Source organism: Pseudomonas sp. TH31 (genome assembly GCF_016650815.1).
GTDB lineage: Bacteria > Pseudomonadota > Gammaproteobacteria > Pseudomonadales > Pseudomonadaceae > Aquipseudomonas.
Map to the genome: position 1 here is coordinate 256499 of NZ_JAEKEZ010000022.1, position 23023 is coordinate 279521.

General features: G+C 59.6%; 11 protein-coding genes and 5 pseudogenes. 5 read left to right on the forward strand and 11 right to left on the reverse strand.

Features of this window, described 5'->3' with window-relative positions:
• Positions 1-77 precede the first annotated feature (77 nt).
• Positions 78-221, forward strand: a complete 144-nt coding sequence (locus JFV26_RS15840; protein ID WP_201193776.1) for a hypothetical protein — start codon at positions 78-80, stop codon at positions 219-221.
• A 113-nt stretch (positions 222-334) separates the two neighbouring features.
• Here the strand turns inward: JFV26_RS15840 and JFV26_RS15845 are convergent, their stop codons facing one another.
• Positions 335-3457 carry a transglycosylase domain-containing protein gene (locus JFV26_RS15845; protein ID WP_201193778.1) on the reverse strand — a complete coding sequence of 1041 codons (3123 nt, stop codon included), beginning with the start codon at positions 3455-3457 and terminating at the stop codon, positions 335-337.
• Positions 3458-4079: 622 nt separating this feature from the next.
• On the opposite strand from JFV26_RS15845, the gene JFV26_RS15850 reads away from it, so the two are divergent.
• Positions 4080-5501, forward strand: coding sequence for an amino acid permease (locus JFV26_RS15850; protein WP_201193779.1), 1422 nt, complete (start codon positions 4080-4082; stop codon positions 5499-5501).
• Positions 5502-5613: 112 nt separating this feature from the next.
• On the opposite strand, the gene JFV26_RS15855 is transcribed toward JFV26_RS15850, so the two are convergent.
• Complete coding sequence (locus tag JFV26_RS15855; RefSeq protein WP_201193781.1) at positions 5614-6738, reverse strand: OpgC family protein; 1125 nt, start codon at positions 6736-6738, stop codon at positions 5614-5616.
• A 229-nt stretch (positions 6739-6967) separates the two neighbouring features.
• Between JFV26_RS15855 and JFV26_RS15860 the strand changes: the two genes are divergently transcribed.
• The gene (locus JFV26_RS15860; protein ID WP_201193783.1) at positions 6968-8479 is read left to right on the forward strand and encodes a glucosyltransferase domain-containing protein; all 1512 of its coding nucleotides are present in this window, start codon (positions 6968-6970) and stop codon (positions 8477-8479) included.
• Between the two features lie 6 nt (positions 8480-8485).
• Here JFV26_RS15860 and JFV26_RS15865 read toward each other — a convergent pair whose 3' ends face one another.
• From JFV26_RS15865 to JFV26_RS15880, 4 genes and pseudogenes are all read right to left on the reverse strand, one after another.
• Positions 8486-8782 carry a cupin domain-containing protein gene (locus tag JFV26_RS15865; protein ID WP_201193785.1) on the reverse strand — a complete coding sequence of 99 codons (297 nt, stop codon included), beginning with the start codon at positions 8780-8782 and terminating at the stop codon, positions 8486-8488.
• 68 nt (positions 8783-8850) lie between these two features.
• Positions 8851-9134 (reverse strand): annotated as a pseudogene (locus tag JFV26_RS15870) (putative quinol monooxygenase).
• A gap of 56 nt (positions 9135-9190) precedes the next feature.
• Complete coding sequence (locus JFV26_RS15875; protein ID WP_201193787.1) at positions 9191-10810, reverse strand: FMN-binding glutamate synthase family protein; 1620 nt, start codon at positions 10808-10810, stop codon at positions 9191-9193.
• Positions 10811-10962: 152 nt separating this feature from the next.
• On the reverse strand, positions 10963-11763 hold the full coding sequence (locus JFV26_RS15880) for a helix-turn-helix transcriptional regulator (protein ID WP_201193790.1): 801 nt from the start codon (positions 11761-11763) through the stop codon (positions 10963-10965).
• A gap of 126 nt (positions 11764-11889) precedes the next feature.
• Here JFV26_RS15880 and JFV26_RS15885 point away from each other — a divergent pair.
• Both JFV26_RS15885 and JFV26_RS15890 read left to right on the forward strand, forming a co-directional pair.
• Positions 11890-12710: pseudogene (locus JFV26_RS15885) on the forward strand (carbon-nitrogen hydrolase family protein).
• Positions 12711-12889: 179 nt separating this feature from the next.
• Entirely contained in the window at positions 12890-14215 is a 1326-nt protein-coding gene (locus JFV26_RS15890; RefSeq protein ID WP_201193792.1) for an APC family permease, read from the forward strand.
• A 159-nt stretch (positions 14216-14374) separates the two neighbouring features.
• Here JFV26_RS15890 and JFV26_RS15895 read toward each other — a convergent pair.
• The 5 genes and pseudogenes from JFV26_RS15895 to JFV26_RS15915 all read right to left on the reverse strand — a co-directional run bounded on the left by JFV26_RS15895 (position 14375) and on the right by JFV26_RS15915 (position 22758).
• A pseudogene (locus tag JFV26_RS15895) lies at positions 14375-15780 on the reverse strand (ATP-binding protein).
• Positions 15777-17587 (reverse strand): annotated as a pseudogene (locus tag JFV26_RS15900) (DAHL domain-containing protein). The pseudogenes JFV26_RS15895 and JFV26_RS15900 overlap by 4 nt, the downstream one beginning before the upstream one ends.
• A complete protein-coding gene (locus JFV26_RS15905) occupies positions 17584-18543 on the reverse strand; it encodes a cytochrome-c peroxidase (RefSeq protein ID WP_201193794.1) in 960 nt (319 codons plus the stop codon). The pseudogene JFV26_RS15900 and the gene JFV26_RS15905 overlap by 4 nt, the downstream one beginning before the upstream one ends.
• A 44-nt stretch (positions 18544-18587) precedes the next feature.
• Positions 18588-20461 (reverse strand): annotated as a pseudogene (locus JFV26_RS15910) (putative bifunctional diguanylate cyclase/phosphodiesterase).
• On the reverse strand, positions 20458-22758 hold the full coding sequence (locus tag JFV26_RS15915) for a putative bifunctional diguanylate cyclase/phosphodiesterase (RefSeq protein WP_201193797.1): 2301 nt from the start codon (positions 22756-22758) through the stop codon (positions 20458-20460). Before JFV26_RS15915 ends, JFV26_RS15910 begins: the two are co-directional and overlap by 4 nt.
• Positions 22759-23023: the final 265 nt, after the last annotated feature.

The following is a 23023-nucleotide window of genomic DNA, read 5'->3' on the forward strand; positions in this document are numbered from 1 at the left end:
CCGCTTTTTTTGCGCAAGGGCTGGATCTGGAGTGCGAGTTCGCGTTTCTAGCATTGACGCGTGAGGAATTGGTCGTGATGGATGAGGCAGCCGCAGTCCTGACGGGCGCTGGTGATGTCATTGCCAGTGCCGATGATATCGAACGGCAGATTGTGTATTTCAATTACCTGACGGCGCTGATAGAGGTCGGTCACAGGATCAATAGCTTTGATAAAGGCTAGCGCGAATAGCTCGACGATTTCTGACGTCGCCCCTTGCCCGAATCGGGGGGGCGTAAATACTGTGTTGAGTTGGTGTCTTTGTTACCTGTAAGTGTGCCATGACTCCCGCGTAGTCAAAGCTTGGACACCGCCACCGGCTGGCATTGCGTAAGGCTGCCCGGCTGCAGGTAAGGCGTGAGTATCGGCGCCATGCCCTTGAGTACCTGCACCGGCAGCGCCGAGGTGAACTTGAAGGTTTCCGCCGAGCGCCCGGGCACGAACGCAGTCAAGGTGCCGAAGTGATGTTCGCCGATGTAGAACACAAAAGTCGCGGTACGGTTGATCGATTTGGAGCTGAGAATTCTCCCGCCAGCACCAATCGCTTCAATGCGGTTATCCCCGGTACCGGTCTTGCCGCCCATGGCCAGCGGTGTACCGTTCGGCAGTTTGAAACTGCCGGACACCCGTTTGGCGGTACCGGCGTCCACCACCTGGGACAAGGCCTCGCGCATGGCCGTGGCGACTTCGGAAGGCATCACTCGTTTGCCGACGTTCGGGTCGTTGATCAGTTGCGTTTCATACGGTGTGTTGGCGGCAAAGTGCAGGCTGTCGATGCGCAGGGTTGGCATCCGCACGCCATCGTTGAGAATGGTGCCGATCAGTTCGGCTAACGCGGCTGGCCGGTCGCCGGAACTGCCGATCGCAGTGGCCAGTGAAGGCACCAGGTGGTCGAACGGGTAGCCGACTTTCTGCCAGCGCTGGTGAATGTCGAGGAACGCCTCGATCTCCAGCATGGTGCGGATGCGACTGTCCCGGGCGCTCTTGTGTTTGCTTTTGAACAGCCAGCTGTACACCTCTTGCCGTTCGAACTCACTGGCTTTGACGATCTGGCTGAACTTGGCGTCCGGGTTGTTCAGCAAGTAGCCCATCAGCCACAGGTCCAGCGGGTGAACCTTGGCGATAAAGCCCTGGTCGGGCAGGTCGTAGGCGCCAGGGCCGTAATTTTGATAGAGACGTTCGAGGCGTTCGTCGGTGAGTTTTTCGTTGAGCTTGTCGGTGCTCTTCACGCCTTTGAGGTGCGAGCGCACAAACAAGTTGAAGCTTTCCTGACTGGCTTGCGGCAGCAGGTAACGGTGCACGGCGGCCAGGCGCATGGCGGTGGGGTGCATGCCATCGAGGAAGGTATCGAGCCGGGCTTCAGTGCCTTTGTTCTGGTATTTCTTCCAGAACCGCAGCAGGAACGAGGTGCCTTCGCGGTCGGCGAACTGGGCCAGGTATTCCTGACGGCGCGGGTCCCTGTCGTCCCCGAGCAATTCGGCGCTGCTGTTGGGGCCGGAATAGGTGCTGTAGCGCACCAGGTCGCGCATCAGACGAATGAACGGCAGGTTGATCGACTCACGTATGGCGTCGCGCAGGCTCGGCATACGGCCGTTGTCTTCATTACGGAAGTTGTGGAACACGTGCAGCCCGCCACCGGTGAAAAATGCTTCGCCGGGGCTGGCCGAGTACTTGCGGTCAAGCGCTGCGCCGAGCATTTTCGGCAGGCTGCGGTCGGTGTTCTGGATCAGGTAATCGACGGCCCAGCGACTCAGGCGATCCTGCTCGGGGACGGGGGTTTTCTTCAGCTCGGCAACGGTCTTGTCGAGGTATTTATCGTGCAGCTCGGAGATGATCTGCAAGTACGTGGTCAGTACGCGCATCTTGGCGGTCGAGCCCAGTTCCAGCTTGCTGCCTTCGTTGATGTCAAAGGGTTGGTCGGTGCTGTCGGTTTGCACCCGCACACGCGAACCGTCCGGGGTCAGTTCGAACAGGGTGAAGCTGTAACGCACCTGGGTGGTGCTGCTGGGGGTGAGCAGTCGTTCGCCGATCAGGCCTATCTGCCCGGCAAAGACAGGGTCGGCCAGATGTTTGAGGTATTCGGTGGCCTGGGCCTGCAAGTCGCTTTGCAAGGTGCTGGTGGCCGAAAGGTCGAGACGGTCGAGGTCATACAACGGACGGTTGAGCATCGACGCCAGTCGGCTGCGGGCCACGCTGATGCCTTTGTTGGTTTCGATCGGCTGGAGGGTCGGTTGAGTCTGCCAGTCGCGGTAGGTCACCTGGCTGGCCAGCGCGGCGGCGGCGAGCGGCGCATCGATGACGTTGTTCTGGGCGAGCAAGCGAATATGGCTGTCGGTGAGGTCGGCCAGTTCTTCGTGGCCCTTGGTCAGGTAATGGGAAGGGCGGCGCTGGGCGATCATGAGCGAGAGCATTTCACGCAGTGCCAGGCCTTTTGCCGCCATGGTTTTTGGATCCGTGGCGGTGCTGGCCAGACTTTCATTGGCCTTGCTGAAATCGGCGCCGTACCAGACACGCAAGCCCTCGGCCATGCCATGCACTTCACCGTGGCCGGGGACGGCCGACAGCGGCACGCTGTTGAGGTAGTCGCGCACCACATTTTGCCGCACCTCCAGCGTTTGCGGACCGGTTTGATAGGCGCGCACGCTGGCGGAAATCATCTGCCGGATCTTCTCCGCCCCCGACACGGTCAAGCCGTCGGGTGAGTGGCGGTATTTCTCAAGCTGAGTCGCCAGGGTACTGCCGCCCGCCGACTGCCCCGGCATGTGTATCAGCTTGGCTACTTGGGACCACGCGGCCATGCCAAACCGTGGCCAGTCCACCGCCGGGTTGGCCAGAGGCTGCTGGGGGTCGAGCAGGAAGCGGTTTTCGATGAACAGCAAACTGTTGACCACCACCGGCGGGATCGCTTCGAAGCTGGAATAGAGCTGTTGCGGGTAGTTGAACTGGTACAGCGCAGCGGCGCGGCAATCGGTGATCGACAACCCGGCCTGGATTTTCTCCGAATAAGGTATGAACAGGCCGTGGTCGCTGTACTTCAGCAGCGCTGGGGAAAAGCGGGTTTGCGCGGCAATCACGTAGTTGCGCTTGATCAGCCGCGGCAGAAAATCCCCCATTGAGCTGTAGCCCAGCCGCAAATCGAACGGGCCGGCGCCAGGGTAGCGAATGGCGTCGCTGGGGCCGGGTTGCAGCTCGTAACTCAGGGACGCGGCAAATTTGCTGACTTCCCGGGCCTGAAACTTCGAGGTGCGCATTTCCTTGGCGGCAGCCAAGCCCAGCACGATCAGGATAATCAGCAGCAGCAACCAGAAGGCCTTCCAGCCATGCTTGGAACGGCGGGGTTTTTCAGGTGGAGGCGCGTCATCCACACGTTCAGTTGGAACTTCAGTTTTACTCGAATCGGTTTGCCATAACGCGCCCATAGTCGACTGATCCATTCAAGCAGATTGATCGGACTTGTCTGAAGCTTAGACGGTGGTTGGCGATGGTGAAAAAATTGTGAACACCGTTGTTGCAGATTTTTGTCCCGGACTCCAACTCGATTCCTTGTAGCCGCCGGCGAAGCCTGCGTTCGGCGACGAGGTCGTCGTAAAATCAGCCACCGCGGTGTTTCAGGTAGACCGAGGAGGATGGATTGACGACGACTTCGTCGCCGAACGCAGGCTTCGCCAGCTGCTACATGGTTGGATAGGCCCGGGCCAGAGCTGTCAAAAGGTAAGTTCGACCTGGGTCTGAGTATGACGATGCACCATTGCTGTGCAATACTCGGCGCCGTTTCAGCGGTGGAGTAAACCAGCAAACCCCAGGTAATGCCCCTCCGTAAACCGCGCTTTTGTCGGGATTTGTCGCTGAATGTTGTGGTTTATAAAGTGAAAACCCCTGCAATAAGCTTTTTATACTGCACGCCCCGCTGATCTTGCAGGTTTTGTCCTACAAGACTGGTTTGTCCACGAGGCAGGCCCGGTTTCAGGCAAGCAACGGCTTATCGGTCGACGCTTCGACACTCGGTGGTCATATCCAATAACAAGACGAGGTTGCACCCCTATGCCAGTTGGCAATCACCTGCCCCAAGGCGAAACCGCTCAGGGCGGTCCGCTCAAACGAGAACTCGGCGAACGGCATATTCGCTTGATGGCCCTCGGTGCCTGTATCGGCGTCGGCTTGTTTCTCGGTTCGGCCAAGGCTATTGAAATGGCTGGCCCGGCCATCATGCTGTCCTACATCATTGGCGGTCTGGCGATCCTGGTGATCATGCGCGCCCTCGGCGAGATGGCCGTGCACAATCCGGTTGCCGGTTCCTTCAGCCGTTACGCTCAAGATTATCTCGGCCCACTGGCAGGCTTTCTGACAGGCTGGAACTACTGGTTCCTGTGGCTGGTGACTTGCGTCGCGGAAATCACCGCCGTGGCGGTGTACATGGGCGTCTGGTTCCCCGAGGTGCCGCGCTGGATCTGGGCGCTGTCGGCGCTGATCAGCATGGGCACCATCAATCTGATCGCGGTGAAAGCTTTCGGTGAATTCGAATTCTGGTTTGCCCTGATCAAGATCGTCACCATTATTGCGATGGTCATCGGCGGTGTCGGCGTGATTGCGTTTGGCTTTGGCAACGATGGCGTGGCATTGGGGATTTCCAATCTCTGGGCCCACGGCGGCTTTATGCCCAACGGCGTACAAGGCGTGTTGATGTCCCTGCAAATGGTGATGTTCGCTTACCTGGGCGTCGAAATGATCGGCCTGACCGCCGGTGAAGCGAAGAACCCGCAGAAGACCATTCCCAACGCGATCGGCTCGGTGTTCTGGCGGATCCTGTTGTTCTACGTCGGCGCGTTGTTTGTGATCCTGTCGATCTACCCGTGGAACGAAATCGGCACCCAGGGCAGCCCGTTCGTGATGACATTCGAGCGCCTGGGCATCAAGACTGCCGCCGGCATCATCAACTTCGTGGTGATCACTGCGGCGCTGTCGTCCTGCAACGGCGGTATCTTCAGCACCGGCCGTATGCTTTACAGCCTGGCGCAGAACGGCCAGGCCCCGGCCGGTTTCGCCACGACCTCGAGCAATGGCGTGCCCCGTCGCGCGTTGCTGCTGTCGATCTTCGTGCTGTTACTGGGGGTGCTGCTCAACTACATGGTTCCGGAAAAAGTCTTCGTCTGGGTCACCGCGATTGCCACCTTCGGCGCGATCTGGACCTGGGTGATGATCCTGCTGGCCCAGCTCAAGTTCCGCAAAGGCCTGAGCGCCAGCGAACGTGCCGGCCTGAAGTACAAGATGTGGCTGTACCCGGTCAGCTCCTACCTGGCACTGGCATTTTTGGTGCTGGTGGTCGGCCTGATGGCGTACTTCCCGGACACCCGCGTGGCGCTGTATGTCGGCCCGGCGTTCCTGGTGTTGCTGACGGTGTTGTTCTACGTGTTCAAGCTGCAACCGACCAATGTGACGCAAGGCGCGGTGCGTTCGACTTCCTGAGCGTGTAATGCCTGAAACGCAAAAGCCCCGGTCTTGATGATCGGGGCTTTTGTATTTTCAAGATCAAAAGATCGTCCGAACGCGGCCCGAGCCTTCGGACGATCTTTTGACGTTAAGCGGGCACCGCCGAAGCCGGCCGGGTCAACCGCTTGTTGAAATCCAGCCAGGCCCCCAACAACGCCATCAACCCGGCTCCCACCAGCGCCGTGAAAATCTGCATGGCAAACGCATCGTCGGTCATGGCATTGACCATGTCCGCCAAAGGCGCCAACAGCACCCCCAGGCAGAAGACTTCCAGTGAATAACGGCCCATGCGGCAGCTTTGCCGGGCCAGCCAGTTTTGTGTCCAGCCGCGACCCGGCAGCAACCTGGCGGTGACATAAGCCAGGGCCAGGAAATGCACCAGCCGCACGGGTGACAGGTCGGTCTTGCTGATCGGGTACAACAGATTGCTCAGGCTGGCCGGCATCACCGCATCGTGTATTTCGGGCCAGCGCCACGAGAGTGTAATGACCCCGGCCAACACCACGTACACCGCCGCACTGACAAACAACGGTTGACGCATCAGCGGGCGAGTATCGGGCAATTGCGGTCGCTGCCCGTGAATCGCCGTGGCGCCGCCCAGCACAAACAGCAGTTGCCAGACGACGGGGTTGAAGTACCACACGCCATCCTTGATGGCCGCCAGGTTCCAGCCAAACCATGGTGCCAACAGGTACACCGTCAAGGACACGGCCACGACCGCCCAGGCATTGCGCAGCAGCATGGGCAGCACCAACGGCAAACCCGCCAGCAGCACGATGTACAGCGGCAGCGGGTCCATGAGGTTCGGTTTAAAGCGCAACAGCAACTCATCCACCAAGGCCTGCTGAGGATTGGTGATGAAGTGGTGCATGCCCATTTCTTCCACCAGGTCGCGGGTTTCCACATGGCTGTTGGCGAAGAACACAATGCCCATCAGCATCGCCAGCAGGAAGATATGCACCACGTAAAGCACCCAGGCGCGGCGCAGGATCTTCACGCAAGCGATCAGGTAACCATCGCGCGCAAGGATCTTGCCGTAGGCCAGGACCGCCGCGTAACCGGCAAGAAATACGAAGATCTCTGCGGCGTCGCTGAAGCCGAAGTTACGCGGGGTAATCTGGCCGAGGGGGTTATGCGGCACGTGATCCCAGAAAATGAAGATCAGGGCCAGGCCTCGAAAAAAGTCGATTCGATGATCGCGTTCAGACGTCATGACTGGGGCTCTTGAACGGGTGTTGAGAGAGGAGTGCTTCGCTGCGCAAAAAGTGCATGCCGCACTTCGGCGGCGCGCAGGGTGCCGTGGTTGGCGGCGAATTGCAAAGTCGGGATATTACGGGATGTCTCCGGGGCTTGGCCGGCACGCCGTCTGTCTAAAAGTCAGTGATTTTTGCTCCCGGGCCGGTTCAAATTTTTATGGCTTGAACGCAGGCACCCCAAGGGGCATGGGTATGAGGATGGGCGAATGGTTCGACAGAGAACTCGGCGGCCGTCGGGTCTGGCTGTTCTTTGTGTTCGCGACCTTTGCCTACGTGCTGCCGTTGATCCTCGTCGATTATTCCTACATTGATGACAGCTGGCGTTCTCTGGCCGCCGGCATGGGCTGGGCCGGGGAGGGCCGTCTGTTCACGCAGTTGTTTTACAACGCGATGACCTTCAGCGGCGCGGCGCCGGACATTTTCCCGCTGCCATTATTGATGGCTTCGTTGGCCATGGCCTGGGCATTGACCCGCCTGACCTTCCACTACGTTGCCGAGCCGAGGTTATCCCACTGTCTGGTGGTGCTTGCGCTCTGGTACAACCCGTTCTTCCTGCAAAACCTGTCCTATCAATATGACGGGCCGGCCATGGTCTTGAGCCTGGTGGCGGTGATCTTCGCGATCACCTTTCGCAGCGGCTCCCGCGTCCAGCAATGGGTCGTGCCCGCGTTGCTGATTGCACTGGCCATCGGGCTGTACCAGGTCAGTATCAATGTGTTTTTCGGGCTGTGTTGTCTGGAGTTGCTGCGGGGCGCGAACGAACGGCTCCCCTGGCCTGAGTGGTACCCGCTGATCGGCTGGAAACTGGCGCAAACCGGGCTGGCGTGGTTGATCTACGGCGCCACCGCGTATGCCTACATGAGTCCGGATCGCACCCTGTTGCTGAACTGGGCAGCGGACCCTCTGCTGCAAGCAGAAACCAACGCGGGCCGGGCGCTGGAAAAAGTCATGCTGCTGTTTCACGGTGGATTAGCCTGGGTGTTTGCCGGGTTGTTGCTGTGCGCGGCTGCCGGCAGCGTTCAGGTGGGGCGACGCCTGCTTGAGCGCCAGGAGACGGGGCAGAGGAACGCCATGACCGGCGTGCTGTGTCTGCTGATCGTGCCCGCTACCGTGCTGCTGGTGCCGGGCGTCGCGCTTCTGTTTCGCGACTTCAATGAAGGCGCCCGAACCTTGATGGGATTTGCCGTGCTGATGTTGCTGCTGTTCTACCTCAGTCATCTGGCGCTGGCCGCCGTGCATGAACGACTGCCGTTGCTGCTATTGATTCCGCTGCTGGCCATGCTCTCGTTGTCCTTCGCCTACGGGCGGGTGCTGATGGTGCAGAAGACCTTCGCCAGCAGCGCGCTGTATGCCCTGAGCTACGACATTGCTTCGCGCCCGGCACTGCGCGATGCCAAACGTATTTATATGTCAGTGACGTACTCCGATCACTGGTTGTTGGGCGCCGCAGGCTCGTTCAAACAGATGCCGGTGTTGCGTTATTTACTCAACACCGACTACTACATGCTCGCGGAAAACCTGCCGAAGGTCGGCATCACCAACGTGGTCGCCGAGCGGGAGCGGCGCAACGCGACGCGGGTCGGCTATCAAGGGTTTGTGCCGTTGGTGGATAGCCAGTACTACCGTATTTATCTGCTCGGGGATTACGGTTTTATCGTCATGAAAGAGCCCGCGCCGATCACTGAGCTTCATTGGTGACGCTCTCTACGCGTCAATAATCATCAGCGTCCCATGACTCCCCGCCAGCACCGAGTGAGCGACCCCGGCTTCCACCAGGTACATTTCACCGCTCTGAACCTTCACGGTTTGCCCGGCGATGTTCAGATGCAAGCATCCGGAAATGACCAGCAAGCCTTCGTTGTAATCATGGGACTCTTGCTCATAGGCCTGCTCGTCCATGCGCAAAACCTTGATACGAGAGGAGCCAATCTGACCGACCACCGATGATTTCCAGGGGGTTGGCAGTTGGTGGGCCAGCGAATCGAAAGACAGTAACGGCATGCTGCGACTCCTTGCAGAAAGTGTTTGCCGTCGGTGGTCCGGTTGGCGGATTGGAAAGAGAGGAGCCGTCAGAACGCGTCCATCAGCAAGACGATGCACTCCGGGCCTGAAACTGGTTGATCTGTGGCACCAGGCGCCGGAAATGTTCGGATTGGCAATGGGCATCCAGCGCGGCCCGGTCCGGCCATTGTTCGACAAATATGAAGTGCCCGGGGGCTTTCTGATCGACGAACAAGTCGTAGGCAATGCAGTCCGGCTCCAATCGGGTTTTCTCGAGCAGTTCGGCGTACCACGGTCGAACGGTTTTAATGTGTTCGGGTTGGATGAAGTCTTCGGCGATCACTTTCAGCAGGGTGTACTTCCTTGATGTACGCCCGCCTCCCCATGAGACGGGCGCTCAAACATTCCTTAAGCCGCAGCCACTTCACTGGGCTCAAAACTGTCCGCCCGCGCCATCTGCCACATCCGTGAGTAAAACTCGCCGGTCACCTCACCGGTGAGCAATTCCCCCGGTTTCAAGAACACATGCAACTGCGAGAACAATTTGATCTCGGTCGCCGACATGCGCCGGACCAAATGCTTGGCCGACAACTGTGAAGGCTGTTCCAGCCCGGCAGCAGCGAGCATTTCAGCCAGAGCCTTGAGCGTATTGCGGTGGAAATTGAACACCCGCTGAGCCTTGTCCGGAACCACCAGTGCGCGTTGTCGCAGGGTGTCCTGGGTGGCGACGCCGGTCGGGCATTTGTTGGTGTGGCAGCTTTGCGACTGGATGCAGCCGATGGCGAACATGAAGCCACGGGCGGAGTTGGCCCAGTCGGCGCCGATGGCCAGGACGCTGGCGATGTCGAAAGCGCTGACGATTTTGCCGCTGGCGCCGAGTTTGATCTTGTCCCGCAGGTTCAGGCCGACCAGGGTGTTATGCACGAACAGCAAGCCTTCACGCATGGGCACGCCGATGTGGTCGGTGAATTCCACGGGCGCCGCGCCGGTGCCGCCTTCCTTGCCGTCGACGACGATAAAGTCCGGGAGGATGCCGGTTTCCAGCATGGCCTTGGCGATGCCCATGAACTCCCAGGGGTGGCCGAGGCAGAACTTGAAACCCACCGGTTTGCCGCCGGACAGTTCACGCAGCTGCTGGATGAAGTGCATCATTTCGATCGGCGTGGAAAACGCACTGTGCCGCGACGGCGAGATGCAATCTTCGCCCATCATGATGCCGCGGGTTTCGGCGATTTCCCTGGTGACCTTGTGCTTGGGCAAGATGCCGCCGTGGCCGGGTTTGGCGCCCTGGCTCATCTTGATTTCGATCATCCGCACTTGCGGAGTCTGTGCCTGGGCGGCGAAGCGTTCCGGGTCAAAGCGGCCGTCGGCAGTGCGGCAGCCAAAATAGCCGCTGCCCAGTTCCCAGGTCAGGTCACCGCCGTTTTCCCGGTGATAGGCGCTGATGCTGCCTTCACCGGTGTCGTGGGCAAAGTTGCCGAGCTTGGCGCCCTGGTTCAACGCGCGAATGGCGTTGGCGCTGAGGGAGCCGAAGCTCATGGCCGAGATGTTGAACACCGACGCCGAGTACGGCTGGGTGCACTGCGGACCGCCGACCATGACCCGGAAACTGTTCGGGTCGCTCAATGGCGCCGGGCGCATCGAGTGGCCGATGAACTCGAAACCTGACTGATAGACGTCGATCAGCGTGCCGAACGGTTTGTCGGCGCTTTCGTTCTTGGCCCGGGAGTAGACCAGCGAACGCTGGGCCCGGGAGAAGGGCAGGGCGTCGCTGTCGGATTCGAGCAGGTACTGGCGGATTTCCGGGCGAATGCCCTCGACCAGATAACGAATGTTGCCGAGGATCGGGTAGTTTCGACGCACGGCGTGAGGGCTTTGCATCAGGTCGAAGAGGCCCACGAGGCTGAGGATGCCGGTGACAGCGGTGATTGGCCAGAGCCAGTCGTGCTCCAGAAAGGGCAGGCTGGCGAGGGTGAATATCACGCAGGCGGCAAAGAAGGCGTAGCGGCTCAGGAGTGACAGGCTCATACGGTTTCCTTGGGTTCGGACTCGGTGTTTTTAATAACCGCTATCCCTGTAGGAGCGAAGCTTGCTCGCGAAAGCGGTGGGTCAGCCAACATCAATGTTGAATGTAATGGCCTCTTCGCGAGCAAGCTTTGCTCCTACAGATCGGCGGCGTATCAGGCATTTTGTGCCTGGAGAAATATCGAAAACAGCTCGGACTGGGATTTGATCCCCAGCTTGCTGTACATGTGTTTCTTATGGACTTTCACGGTTTCGACAGAGATTTCCAGCTTACGGGCGATTTCTTTACTGGAGCAACCACTGAGCATCAAACGCCCGACATCCAGTTCCCGGGCGGTTAACTGCGCGCCTTTGAGTCGCTGCACCGATGCTTCCAGCTGGACGCGCCAGTCGGCCTGCGGCGCGGCCGGCGCCAGGGCCACGACTTCGTTGATTTCATAGGGCAGGCGCTGGCGTAACAAACCCAGCACCCATGGCTGGATCAGCGACAACAAAGCGATTTGCTGGCCATTGAAGCGCTGTTTGCTGCCCAGGGACAGGCACAGCGTGCGGTCGCCTTCGAGCTGGCAATTGAACTGGATTTCATCGGCCACCACATTCAGACGAAAGTAGCGCTGGTAATACTCGGTCAGCTCGAAATGCTCGGGCGCCACTTCCGACAGGCGATAGAGCCCGGTGCGCGACTGCTCGCGACAGGCGATGTAGAACGGGTCGAGCAGGTACAAACCGCGCAGGTAGTCCTGGAACAACTGATCGGGGCTGCCGTCCTCGCCAGGGCATTCGGCGAACACCAACGGGTGCTGATCGGCGCTGAAAAGCAGCGCCACCCAGCTGTCGAAGGTCACGTATTGGTCGAGTAACCGCACAAGCTGCGTCCAGAAGTTGGGCTTGTCGAGGGCGTCGATCAGTTGCCCGACCGAGCGGTGCCAGGCGATGTCATCCAGCGAGAGTGTCATGTATCTACCCCTATCGGGTTACCCCAGCCGCGTAATTCCCTGGCCGGTTGCTTGCTGCGCATACTGGCGCACAGACACCGACCGGGCAATCTTTCTCCCTGCCCGGCCTTAGAACAAGGAATACCCATGAAGGTCGAACTCGCCCAATTGGCGGGCCGTGACAACGACACGGCTTACAACCTCGAACGCGCCCTGGCAGCGATTGCCGCCTGCGCTGGCGACACGCAACTGATCATGTTTCCCGAAGGCCACTTGATGGGCTTCCCCTCGGAAGAGTCCGTGGCCCGGATCGCCGAACCGCTGGATGGCCCGACCGTCAGTGCGGTGATTGACGCGGCGCGTGAACGCCATGTCGCGGTGGTCGTCGGCATGGCCGAGAACCACAACGGTCGTTTCTACAACACCACGCTGCTGATTACCCCCGAAGGTATTGCCCTGCGCTATCGCAAGACGCATTTGTGGGCGTCGGACCGTGGCGTCTATGAGGCTGGTGATCGCTACGCCACCTGTCTGTGGAACGGCGTACGGGTTGGCCTGCTGATTTGCTACGACATCGAATTCCCCGAGACCGCCCGGCCCTGGCGCAACTGGGCGCTGAACTGCTGCTAGTGACCAACGGCAACATGGACCCTTACGGTCCGACCCACCGCACCGCAATCATGGCCCGAGCCCAGGAAAACCAGGCGTTCGCCTTGATGGTCAACCGGGTGGAAGCGGGCGATGGCGGGTTGTTGTTTGCCGGCGGCAGTGCGCTGGTGGATCCGCTGGGCACGCTGTTGTTCGAAGCCGGGCGTGAGGAGGGGCAGTTTGTGGTTGAGCTGGACCTGAATCAGTTGACGGCGGCGCGACAGGATTATCGGTACCTGGATGATCAGCGGCTGAAGTTGCCGGGGGCGATTGTTGAGCATGCTGGCGGGTTGCGGGAGTTGTTGATTCCCAACAGCTGAAGATCAAAAGATCGCAGCCTTCGGCAGCTCCTACGCGCCCGTTGGGCGCTGCCGAAGGCTGCGATCTTTTCGGCGCTCCACGATTCACCGGACAAACACTGAAAAACAACAAAGCAACACCCGTAACTTGCGCCGAACTCGGCTCTGCCATAAATCTAATAAATTCGGAGTAGTCGCTCATGGCTCGTTTGCAACGCACCCTGTCATTGGGTTCGGTGGTGCTGTTCGGCATCGCCTACATGACGCCGATCATTGTGCTCGGCACCTTTGGTATCCTCGCTCAATCCACTGCCGGCATGGTTCCGGCCGCTTACCTGGCGGCGCTGGTGGCGATGTTCTTCACCGCCATGAGCTATGGCCGCATGGCCGCCGCGTTCCCGGTTGCCGGTTCGGCCTATAGCTATGTGCGCAAAGCCATCAGCCCGAAACTCGGGTTTATCGCCGGTTGGGCGGTATTGCTCGATTATCTGTTCCTACCGATGGCGATCTGGCTGATCGGCGCGGCTTACCTCAACTCCGCATTCCCGGCGGTGCCGCAGTGGATCTGGGTGCTGGCGTTTATCGGCACCACCAGCGCGATCAACATTGTCGGCCTGAAACTGGCCAACGGCATCAACGCCTTGCTGATGCTGGTGCAAGCGCTGGTGCTGATCGCCTTCGTCGTGCTGTGTATCCATTACATCGGCGGCGATGCGAGCACGCCGCTGTGGACGGTCAAACCGTTCTTCAACGGTGACATGCAAATGCCGCTGATCATGAGCGGCGCGGCCATCGCCTGCTACTCCTTCCTTGGCTTCGACGCAGTCAGTACCCTGACCGAAGAAACCCGCGACCCGCGCCGCACCATTCCTCGGGCGATCATGCTGATTACCCTGATCGGCGGCTTGATATTTGTCGGTGTGTCGTACTTCGTGCAGATCGCCCATCCGGCGTTCCAGTTCGACAACGTCGACTCGGCAGCCTATGAGATTGCCCGCAACATCGGTGGCGACTTGTTTGTGTCGATCTTCCTGATCGGCCTGATTGTCGGCCAGTTCGCGTCGGGTCTGTCGGCCCAGGCCAGCGGTTCGCGGTTGCTGTTCGCCATGGGCCGCGACGGTGTGTTGCCCAAGTCGTTCTTCGGCACCTTGCATGAGAGGTTCGGCACGCCGGTCAACAGCATCCTGCTGTGCGCGGTGGTGGCCTTGCTGGCGCTGAAACTGGATGTGACCACCTCGACCTCGTTCATCAACTTCGGCGCGTTCCTCGCCTTCAGCCTGGTGAACCTGTCGGTGATCTTTCATTACTGGATCGCTGGCGAGAAGAAAGGCTTGCGTGAACTCGTGCTGTTCCTGGTGTTCCCGTTCATTGGCCTGGTCGCGGACCTGTGGCTGATGGTCAGCCTCGATCACCTGGCGATTTACCTGGGCCTGAGCTGGCTGGCGATTGGCGTGGTGTACCTGGCGGTACTCACCGGCGGGTTCCGCCGTCAGCCACCGGAAATGGATTTCCAGGAAGCCACCTGAGGCCCGGCCTGGCGAATAAACGACCGGACGCTTGAGGATTCCCATGTAGGAGCTGCCGCAGGCTGCGATCTTTTGATCTTGATCCTTAGCAATTTCAATACCGCCTAAAATCAAGATCAAAAGATCGCAGCCTGCGGCAGCTCCTACGGGGATCGGTGATCAGGCAGCCGCTTTGGTCTGGTGCACCGGTAACTCGACCCTGAAGGTTGTGCCGGCCCCGACTTCACTGCGCACCGAAATATCCCCGTGATGTTTTTTCACTATCCCGTACGACAGTGACAACCCAAGGCCGGTCCCCTGGCCAATCGGTTTGGTGGTGAAAAACGGGTCGAATATCTTCTGCAAGCACTGCGGCTCAATGCCGGAGCCGGTATCGGCGACTTCAATCCATACGGTTTCACCCTCAAGCCCGGTACGCAGGGTGATGGTGCCGCGCTCCGGCCCGATTGCCTGAGAGGCGTTGACGATCAGGTTCATGATCACCTGATTGATTTGCGACGGCAGGCACTCGATCTCCGGCAGCACCTGATACTCCTTCACCACATCGGCCTTGTACTTGAGTTCGTTGGCGACGATGTTCAGGGTCGATTCGATGCCCTGTTGCAGATTGGCCCACTGCCATTCCTGGTTGGAATCCACCCGGAGAAATCCTTCAGATCCTTGACGATCTGCCCGACCCGGCTGATGCCGTCCTTGGACTCTTTGATCAGCAGCGGAATGTCCTCACGCAGGAACTCCAGCTCGACGCGTTCGCGCAACACGTTAAGCCGTTCAATCACCTCGGGTGAAGAAATCGACGTTTCGGCCCCTCGATACGCATCGAGCATTTCTTGCAGCTGTTTAAAGTAGCCGTCCAGACAACCGAGGTTGGAAGAAATAAAACCGATAGGGTTGTTGATCTCATGGGCGACGCCGGCGGCCAGTTGCCCCAGCGAGGCGAGTTTTTCCGATTGCACCAGTTGCGATTCAAGCTGTTTGCGTTCGTCGATTTCCCGTTGCAGTTCCACGCTGGCTTCTTTGAACTGCCGGGTCCGGCGCTCGACCATCTGCCCCAAATGGTCCATCTGCACGCTGGCCCGCTCGGTCATGTCCCATTTGGTCAGCAGGGTATTGGCCATCTGCTGGACTTCAATATTGTCGAACGGTTTTTTCAGAATCAGCAGCCGATCATGGGCATGCAAACGGTCCAGCAGTTCATCCCACGAATAATCAGAGTAGGCGGTACACACCACCACTTGCAGGCGCGGGTCTTCCTGCCACAGGTATTCGATGGTTTGTGCGCCGTCCCAGCCGTCGGGCATGCGCATGTCGACGAAGGCCATGGCGTAGGGACGGTTTTCCTTCAGGGCGAATTTAAGTTTGCCCAGGCCTTCCTGGCCACCGAACGCCGAGTCCAGTTCGAACAATGCACTGGCGGACTTGGCTTCGGCACCGAACAGTGCGGCCTCCATCTCATCCAGTTCCACCTGTTGCACCGGGTTCGGGGAGAGGATCTTGCGAAAGTCGACGTGGATGGACGGTGTGTCATCGATCAACAAAATGCGTCGATTCGAAAGTTCGCTCATGCGTCACCTGCCACGGTTTTCAGGGGGATCTGCAAGGTGAACTGTGCGCCTTTGCCCGGCCCGTCGCTGTGGGCGGTCAAGTGCCCGTTCATCTCGATGGCGGCCAGGGCGCAGCTGTGGAGGCCGAAGCCGTGGCCTTCCTTGCGGGTGGTAAAACCGTGGGCGAAGATCCGTGTCATGTTCTCCTCCGGGATCCCTTCGCCGTCGTCCTTGACGCTGACTTGCAGGGTGGCGTCGTCGACGATTTTCACCCCCAGGGTCATCTGGCGCGGGCGGTTGCTGAGGTCGGACATCGCGTATTTGGCGTTGCTGATCAGGTTGATCAGAATCAGCAGCAGCCGATGCTTGTCGCCCATCACCCGCGGCACTTCGCTGTACTCCTTGACCACCGTGACATGGTGCCGGGTCAGGGCGCCGGAGTTCATGCGCAGGGCGTCCTCCAGCAGTTCGCTGATGTGCAGCGGCTCCATCAGGCTGTTGGCGCCGGCGTAGGACTGCTGGGTGGCGACGATGTCCTTGATGTGGTCCACGCTTTTGGTCAGTTGCGCCAGTTCGTCGGTCATGCCCTGTTGTTCCAGGGCAATGGCGTCCACCAGTTGATTGAGGTAGCCGGGGAGCAATTTCCCTTTGGCATCCTCGGTCAGAAAACTGCCCAGGTCGTCCGGGTGTTCGTTGATCAATTGCATCGCCTTGCCCAGCCCCTGGGCCTTGCTGCTGCGCAGTTTACGGGTGACCAGGTCGGCGGAAATGTTCACGCTGTTGAGCACGTTTCCGACGTTGTGCAGCACGTTGGTGGCAATCTCGGCCATGCCAGCCTGGCGCGCGGTGTCGAGCAGTTCGCTCTGGGTATCCTTGAGTTCCTGGGTACGTTCTTCGACGCGCAACTCGAGGTCTTCGTTGGCGGTTTGCAGGGCTTTGTTGACGCGATTGATCTCGGTGAAGCTGCGCATCAAGCGAATGGCCAGGTACACCAGCACCAGCACCAGCAACGTCGAGAACAGCAGCATGTAGAAGTGATAGCGCTGATAGACCGCGTCGGCCTGTTGCTGATCCTTGTTCAACAGGTTGGTGATGTCGTCCAGGCGCTCAGCCACCGGGACGGCTTCAATGTTCTCCAGCAGGCGGTTGACGATCGGTTGCTCACGCAGGATCAGCGCGACGTGATTGCTCAAAATATCGACCGGCTCGTGGAACGGCTCCGGCAGCCGCAATTTGTTCACCCCGAGTTTATTCAGGCCCACCAGAATGTCGGCGGCCCGGTCGTCAGAGGTGACCTGGGCAAATTCCAGGCTGCTGAGCAGCAGGTCATAGGTGTCGGTGGCGATGTTCTGCAGTTGCAGTTTGTCGCCATCCACCAGTTCGGCCAGGGGTTGCTGGATGTCGTCCTCGGCAGTGGGCAAAAATGCCAGGGAGTTACGCAGCACCGCGTTGTGGGATTTGAACTGTTCCACCAGGCGGGTCTTTTCCTGGATGGCGGCCAGGTAGGCATCATGGCTGGTTTTCCACACGGACGCGTCATTGCGCCCGTGGTCCGACTCCATGCTGTCGAACCGCTCCCACAGTTCTGTCATCTCGGTCAGCGGTGTGACCAGCGGATCGTAGTTGTGATAAATGGTGATCCGGGCCTTGAGAATCTCGGTTTCCCATTGCGCGTTGAGCTGTTTCATCCGCCCGATCAAATCCCGGAATCGGCGTAAGTCGAGCTCTGGTCGGAGCTGGATTTGAGATACAGGAACAACAGGGTCGAGGCCAGGGCCAGCGCCACAAGACTCAGCAAGGCCATGCTGCGACGTCGAGACATTTTCATAGCGGCTTGCCCTCCCATTCACCGGTCAGGGTTTTGAGGAACAGGATGATCAGTGTCTTGTCATCGGCCGAAGGCACGCGGCCGAGCTGGTACTTGAACATCACATCCACCGCCTCTTCGAGGGTTTTCGCCGAGGCGTCGTGGAAGTACGGTGCGGTCACGGCGACGTTACGCAGGCTCGGGACCTTGAACACGTTGCGGTCCTCTTCATCCTTGGTCACCAGGTAGCGTCCGAGGTCGGACTCGGTGAGGTTGCCCCGAGCCTGGAAGTAATCGCCCATGACCCCGAATTTCTGGAACATGTTACCGCCGATATTCACCCCTTGATGACAGGAAATGCAGCCGTAGTCCTTGAAGCGCAGATAACCGTACTTTTCGTCGAGGGTGAGAATGTCGGTGTTGCCCTGCAGGTATTGATCAAAGCGCGAGTTGGCGCTGAGCAGCGTGCGCTCGTAGCTGGCCAGGGCGTTTTGCACATTACCCATGGTCACGCCGTCCGGGTAGGCATTGGCGAACGCGGTTTTATAGGTTGGGTCGGTGGCCAGCGTCTGCACCACGTGCTCCCAGTTGCTGCCCATTTCGCTGGGGCTCTGCACCACTTCGTGGACCTGGGTTTCCAGGGTGTCGGCCCGGCCATTCCAGAACTGGCGGAAGTTCAGGGTGGCGTTGAACACCGAGGGGGTGTTCATGGCGACCGGTTGGCCGTTGAAGCCGATGGAAAACGGTTTGTTGTCGGCGCCGCCGGTTTCCAGGTGATGGCAACCGGCGCAGGACAGGCTGCCATTGACCGACAAGCGCTGCTCATTGAACAACTGCCGACCGAGTTCGACCCGCAACGGATTTTGCTGTGGCGCGGCGGGTAACGGTTTGAGCGGTTCGTCCAGCGCAGCGCCGGAGGCGGTCAGAGAGATCGCCAGCAATAAAACCGCAAGCAAGTGGGCACGGTAGGGCGACATTGGTTATTTCCTTGGCGGTTGGCCTGAGTGTCGTGGCGCGTCGCTTATGTCTGGGCTGATGGAAGTGGTTTCACTGACATCAAGTAATGTGCAAACGCATCCGGTGCCACGGCTTTGCTGAAGTAATAACCCTGGCCTTCCTCGCAGTGGTGAGCCTTGAGGAAATCCAATTGTTCTAGGGTCTCCACGCCTTCAGCGATAACCGTCAGTTTGAGGCTCTTGCCCAGGCTGATGATGGCGTTGACGAGGGCGGCATCACTGCTGTCGCGGCTCAAGCCGCGAATGAACGACTGGTCGATTTTCAGCACGTCGATGGGAAACCGCCGCAGGTAGCTCAGGCTGGAATAACCGGTACCGAAGTCGTCGATGGCCAAGCGCACGCCCAAGGCCTTGATCCGGTTCAGGGCGGTCACGGTGGCGTCGATGTTCTGCATCAACACCCCTTCAGTGATTTCCAGCTCCAGCCGCGTAGGATCCATACCGGTCTGCTTCAATATCTGTTCGATGACATCGACAAAATCGCGCTGCCGGAAGTCGATGGCCGACACGTTCACCGAGATGCAGATTTTCGGCAGGCCGGCCGCCTGCCAGATACACGCCTGCCGACAGGCCTGGGCCATCACCCATTTGGTCAACGGCACAATCAAGCCGCTGTCTTCGGCCACGGCGATGAAATCCGAAGGATAAACCCAGCCTTGCCCGGGTTTTTCCAGCGGATCAACGCTTCGGCGCCGACCACCTGACCGCTGCTCAGGTCTATTTTTGGTTGGTAATGCAGCACAAACTCATTGCGTTCCAGGGCCAGGCGAATGCCCGATTCAATGCTCTGCTGTTCCCGGGCACGCTGGTTCATTTCGTCGATAAAGAAGCTGAAATCGTTCGGGCCGTTTTCCTTGACGTTGCGCATCGCGGTTTCGGCTTTCTTGATCAGCACGATGGCGTCCAGGCCATCCTCGGGGTAAATGCTGATCCCCAGGCTGGCGGTGACGCTCAGGTCGTGGCCGGCGATATGCTGGGGAGTACGGATGGCACTCAAGAGTTTTTCGGCGATGCCCTTGGTCTGCTGCGGATGGCGAACGTCCGCCAGGATCACCACGAACTCATCGGAGCCATAGCGAAACACCGAGTCTGACTCGCGCACGCTCGCCACCAGGCTCTGTCCGACCCGTTTGAGCATCTCGTCACCGGCCGGATGCCCCAGGGCGTTGTTGATGCGCTTGAAACGGTCGAGCCCGAGAAACATCACCGCCAGTTGTCTGTCGTGGCGCCGGGACAAGGCCAGGGACTGGTTCAAACGGTCTCCGAGCAAGGTGCTGTTGGGCAACTCGGTGAGGACGTCGTACTGCAACAAGTGCGAGACCTTGAGCAACTCATGCACCCGGGCTTCGATGGTCTGCTCCAGGCTCAGTACTTTATTGGCGGCGTCCTGGGCCATCTGCCATTTCCAGGTCAGGGCGCTGGCCATCTGACGGATTTCCAGGCTGTCGAAAGGCTTTTTCAGCACCAGCAACTGGTCGCCGAATTCGAGCCGCTCGGCCATGGCTTCCCAGCTGTAGTCCGAATAAGCGGTGCACAGGGCGATTTGCAGGTGCGGGTCGGCCTTCCACAGTTGCTCGATGGTTTCCAGCCCGTCCCAGCCCGGCGGCATGCGCATGTCGGTGAACGCCAAGGCATACGGGCGTCCTTCGGCGCTGGCGCGCTTGACCAGCTCCAGGGCTTCCTGGCCCTGGTAAGCGGAATCGAGCTCAAAGGTCAGCCGGTCGGGTGGCAGAATACCGAACAGTGCTTCCTCAGTACCGGCCAGGTCCTGTTCCCCTTCGGCGTCGGGGTCGAGGATTTTGCGGAAGTCATGATGAATCGACGGCGTGTCGTCGATGATCAGGATGCGCCGGTTGGTCCGAACGAAAGGCGACTTCATCCGTTTTCCTCCGTGGAGCGCCGGGGATCGTCCAGGGTGCGGCCGCTGTCATTGCCCGAGGGCACGATGCTGCCGGCCTTCAGCAGCTCGGCGGCCTGTTGGCTGCTGACCGCTTTGCTGAAGAAGTAGCCCTGAGCGTTCATCGGTGAGCCGGTGGCCATCAGCGAACTGCGTTGCTCCTGGGTTTCGACGCCCTCGGCGATGATGCCGATCCCCACCTCGCGGGCAAAATTGATGATGGCTCGCAAGGTGTTCGCGCTGGCCGGGTCCTGGGCGGCAGTGTCGATAAACGCCTGGGCAAGTTTCAGGTGATTGACCTGGTAGGTCTTGAGGTAGTCGAACGAGGAATATTCGGTGCCGAAGTCGTCGATGGCGATCTTCACCCCCAGCTCCCGCAGCCGTGGCAGCACATCGTTGTGGGTCCACTTGGTCTGGGCCAGGGTCGCTTCGGTGACATCGAAGCGCAGGTCCCACGGGCACAGTTCCCAGCGCGCGGTGGTGCGCAGCACGTCATAGATCAGTTCCGGCCCGCTCTTGAGCTGGGCCAGGGACAGCTTGATCGCGATCACCGGGGGTGCCATGTCTTCGTCGCGCCACTGGCGCATCTGTCGGCAGGCTTGATCCAGCACCCAGTGGCCAAGAGCGACGATGGTCCCGGTTTTTTCGGCGGCTGGCAGGAACGCCGGGCCTTCGAGAATCCCGCGGGTGGGATGGTTCCAGGTGACCTGGGCTTCCATGCCGAGGATCTTGCCGCTGCTCAGCTCCACTTCCGGCCAGTAATGCAGTTCGAGCTCTTCGTGTTCGATGGCGGTTTTCAGTTCGCTGGCGATGGTCATGCGCTCGACCACTTCCTGATTGATCTCCTCGGAATGGAAGTGATATTGGTTGCGGCCCTGCTCCTTGGAGCGATAGAGCGCCATGTCGGCCTGGGTCAACAGGCTGTCGGCGCTGAGGATTTCCGCGGTGCAACTGCTGATGCCGATGCTGACCGAGGCCCGGACATCGTTGCCGGCCAGGGAGTAGGGCTGCACCAGCGCATCGCGGACCTTCACCGCCAGCGCCGCAGACTGGGTCGGGTCGCTGACATCGAGTTGCAGGATGGCGAACTCGTCACCACCGAGCCGGGCGACCACGTCGTTTTCGCGTACGCAGGCCTTGATCCGCCGGGCCACCTCTTGCAGCAACAAGTCGCCCACCGGGTGGCCGAGGGTGTCGTTGATGCGCTTGAAGTGATCCAGGTCCAGGTAAAAAATCGCGAAGGCGGCCGCGCCCCGACGGGCGGCCGCGAAGGCCTGGTGCAGCCGTTCGATCAGGGTGGCGCGATTGGCCAGCCCGGTCAGCCCGTCGGTGCGGGCCAGCAGGGCGATTTTTTCTTCGGCCAGTCGGCGTTCAGTAATGTCGAGGATGATGCCTTCGACTTCCAGCAACCGGCCTTCAGCGTCGCGCACCGGGATATAGCGGTTTTCGACCCAGCGCCAGGCACCGTCGCCGGTGCGCATGCGAAATTCGATGGAGGCGCCCTCGGCATGGCGATCCAGCACCCGTGCCATGGCGCTGTCGACCTTCGGCAGGTCGTCGGGGTGAATCAGCTCCTTGGACCAATTGGCCGACGCCACCAGTTTGGCCGCGATGTGACCGTACTTGGTGATGTTATGGGAGATGTACATCAACGGAAACGATGGTTCGCCGCGCAGCCGATACAGGATCGTCGGACTGTTCTGCACGATGATGTTGGCGTCGGACAATTCCAGGGTGCGCTCTTCAACCGCTTGTTCGAGCAGCGACATTTTCAGCGCCGCGTCTTCGGTCATTTGCCATTTGGCCGTGAGCGCACTGGCCATCTGGCGGATTTCGATCGCATCGAAAGGTTTTTTCAGGATCAGCAGGCGATCGCCCAGTTCCAGGCGTTCGTCGATGTCTTCCCAGGAATAGTCGGAATACGCCGTGCACAGCGCCACTTGCAACTTGGGGTCGACTTGCCACAGCCGTTCGATGGTTTCCAGGCCGTCCCAGCCCGGTGGCATGCGCATGTCGATGAATGCCATGGCGTAGGGCAGATCGTTGGCCAGTGCGGTTTCGACCATGTTCAGGGCTTCAAGGCCCTGAAACGCCGAATCGAGCACAAAGCTTTGCAACGTGATGGCCGCCGTTGATCCGAAAAGCGCTCTTTCGGTACTGTCCAGATCGTCGTCCTCGATTGACTGAGGGCTGAGGATCTTTTCGAAATCCCTATGGATCGTGGCGGTATCGTCAACGATGAGAATTCGCCGGTTGACCCGTGCAAGTAGCGTACTCATAGGGAGACGCCTGGGCCGACAGCAGTTCGAAACGGTCTGTTCATAGGGGCATCCTTTCCCTGATCACCTGGCCGAACGGTTACAGATTTGTGGATCCGAGTTCGCTGAGCATAGTCCTTTGTCTGAAATTCGCTTGGGTGTATGGGATGAATCAATAGCCGACAGTGTCTGAAAATCATCTAGCCTGTAGCTCAGGCTCCGGCAAGAGTGGATGTTTGCCGCCGCCTGACACAACGCAAGGCCCTGTTTCACTCGAGGTGACGCC

Bases quoted from the DNA above. Each gene is read 5' to 3' on its own strand.
- JFV26_RS15840 (WP_201193776.1), top strand. From the start codon at position 78: ATGGATGAGGCAGCCGCAGTCCTGACGGGCGCTGGTGATGTCATTGCC.
- JFV26_RS15845 (WP_201193778.1), bottom strand. From the start codon at position 3,457: ATGGGCGCGTTATGGCAAACCGATTCGAGTAAAACTGAAGTTCCAACT.
- JFV26_RS15850 (WP_201193779.1), top strand. From the start codon at position 4,080: ATGCCAGTTGGCAATCACCTGCCCCAAGGCGAAACCGCTCAGGGCGGT.
- JFV26_RS15855 (WP_201193781.1), bottom strand. From the start codon at position 6,738: ATGACGTCTGAACGCGATCATCGAATCGACTTTTTTCGAGGCCTGGCC.
- JFV26_RS15860 (WP_201193783.1), top strand. From the start codon at position 6,968: ATGGGTATGAGGATGGGCGAATGGTTCGACAGAGAACTCGGCGGCCGT.
- JFV26_RS15865 (WP_201193785.1), bottom strand. From the start codon at position 8,782: ATGCCGTTACTGTCTTTCGATTCGCTGGCCCACCAACTGCCAACCCCC.
- JFV26_RS15875 (WP_201193787.1), bottom strand. From the start codon at position 10,810: ATGAGCCTGTCACTCCTGAGCCGCTACGCCTTCTTTGCCGCCTGCGTG.
- JFV26_RS15880 (WP_201193790.1), bottom strand. From the start codon at position 11,763: ATGACACTCTCGCTGGATGACATCGCCTGGCACCGCTCGGTCGGGCAA.
- JFV26_RS15890 (WP_201193792.1), top strand. From the start codon at position 12,890: ATGGCTCGTTTGCAACGCACCCTGTCATTGGGTTCGGTGGTGCTGTTC.
- JFV26_RS15905 (WP_201193794.1), bottom strand. From the start codon at position 18,543: ATGTCGCCCTACCGTGCCCACTTGCTTGCGGTTTTATTGCTGGCGATC.
- JFV26_RS15915 (WP_201193797.1), bottom strand. From the start codon at position 22,758: ATGAGTACGCTACTTGCACGGGTCAACCGGCGAATTCTCATCGTTGAC.